The sequence below is a fragment of the Terriglobus sp. YAF25 genome, assembly GCF_052113305.1.
Lineage (GTDB): Bacteria > Acidobacteriota > Terriglobia > Terriglobales > Acidobacteriaceae > Terriglobus.
Genome location: NZ_JBFRCY010001036.1, coordinates 1 through 1,097 on the forward strand (window position 1 = coordinate 1; position 1,097 = coordinate 1,097).

The 1,097-nt window shown below is 52.3% G+C and carries 1 protein-coding gene; it reads left to right on the plus strand.

The genetic code is table 11. The features are described from left to right. Positions 1-1,097 (plus strand): CheR family methyltransferase (locus AB4043_RS26345; protein ID WP_442308633.1); only part of this gene is annotated, 1,097 nt, incomplete at both ends.

Here is a 1,097-nt window from a genome sequence, read left to right on the forward strand (position 1 = left end):
AGACAGATCTTCCGGTCTACGAGATCGAGCAGGATACGAGGATAGAACCGGGCCATGTCTACGTAACTCCGCCAGGCATGCTTTCCACAGTTTCTGCCGGCAGATTCATCCTTACGCCACAACCGTCCGGACCGGGTAAGCACCTGCCGATCGATCATCTCATGCGCTCATTAGCTGAAGAGCTAAAGGAACATGCCATCGGCATTATCCTTTCCGGAGCCGGTGCTGACGGAACAATGGGTCTAACCAGCATTAGGGCCGAAGGCGGAATTACGTTCGCGCAAGCTCCCGAGACGGCCGAATATCCCGCGATGCCAAGCAGCGCCATCGAGTCAGGATGTGTCGATTTTGTATTACCGCCCCAAGAGATTGCAAAAGAACTGCTACGCATTCAGGGACCTGCTTATCAGGAGTACGAAGATGCGGTTGTGAATGCAGTACCTGAAGAAGATACCTTGCCTGGTTCCGCACACCAGAGCGACGAATTCGCAACCATTATTGAAGAGTTGCAGAAGGTCACCGCAGTCAATTTTAGTGAGTATAAGCCCAGCACAATCTGGAGGCGGGCTTTACGCCGTGCTGCCATCCTGAGGCTGAACTCTATAAGCGAATACGCGAAACATCTCACGGAGCATCCGGAAGAATGCGTAACACTTTACGACGATGTCCTGATTCCGGTGACAAGCTTCTTTCGGGATCCCGAAGTCTTCGAAGCCCTTAAGACTGAGGTCTTTCCTGCCATTCTTAGGGACGTTCCACGTAAGGGATCCATTCGGATTTGGGTATCGGGATGTTCCACTGGAGAGGAAACCTACTCTCTGGCGATGGCTCTCTGCGAGTTCTTAGGGGAAAGAGCTGCGAGATATCAGGTTCAGATCTTCGGAACCGATCTGAACGAAAAAGGAATACAGAAAGCACGTGCAGGTCTGTACCGGCAAAATATCGCAGAGCAGATGTCGCCTGATCGCTTGCGCCGCTTTTTCGTCAAGGTAGAAGGCGGCTATCGTGTCGATAAATCCGTGCGGGACATGTGCGTGTTCGCACGGCATAACCTGGCAGCAGATCCTCCTTTTTCGCAGATGAATATGGTCACCTGC